This window comes from Mycolicibacterium vulneris, from assembly GCF_002104765.1.
Lineage (GTDB): Bacteria > Actinomycetota > Actinomycetes > Mycobacteriales > Mycobacteriaceae > Mycobacterium > Mycobacterium vulneris.
In genome coordinates, this window is record NZ_NCXM01000101.1 from 1 (window position 1) to 705 (window position 705).

Sequence of the window (705 nt, forward strand, 5' to 3'; positions counted from 1 at the left end):
GCTCATAGTCGGAATCGAAGGCCATGCGCGTGGCCGGCGTCAGCAACTGGGGCACCGCCTGCGCGCGCAGCCAGCGATCGTGCGCATCGGTCCAGGCCGCACCACCGTGATAGACGATGCCGTGGCGCAGCAGCAGCTTGGACAGTCGATGACGCGCCCTCATCAGATCACCGCGGCAGTCTTCGCGCGCACGCACCAGATCGCGGCAGGCCTCCTGGTTCACACTCGGGATCGAGACCGAGGTGACCTCGTCCAGGCGCAACAACCGCGCCAGATGAAGTGCATCGCGAGCATCGGTCTTCACCCGGTCCCCAGCGGGCCTCTGCAGCTTCGATGGAGCCACGACCTCACACCGAACCCCCGCATCGGTCAACGCCCGATACAACCCGAAACCGGTCGGACCAGCCTCATACGCCACCACCACCGGTCCCGGCAGCTGCTTGATCCACTCCTGAATGTGCTCGTAGGACGGCGTCAACCGGGTCTGTGACACCTCCCCGGTGACACCGTCAATCGCCGCTGCCACGACCGAACGCGCGTGCACGTCCAGCCCAATACTCGTACGCTCAGTGAACACCGGGGCCTCCCACCACTGTCGGATAGACCGGGCGGGCCCACTACCCACCCGGTAACCCACGAACATGGGTGAGCGAGGCCCCGGCCCGCAACCCCGACACAACGCCGACGGTCACTCATACCGTCTAG

1 protein-coding gene is annotated in these 705 nt (G+C 66.1%); it reads right to left on the bottom strand.

Annotated features, from left to right (window positions below):
- Positions 1-577: IS110 family transposase (locus tag B8W69_RS29535; protein WP_165762737.1), on the bottom strand; the 577-nt coding region annotated here is incomplete at its 3' end.
- Between the last annotated feature and the right edge of the window lie 128 nt (positions 578-705).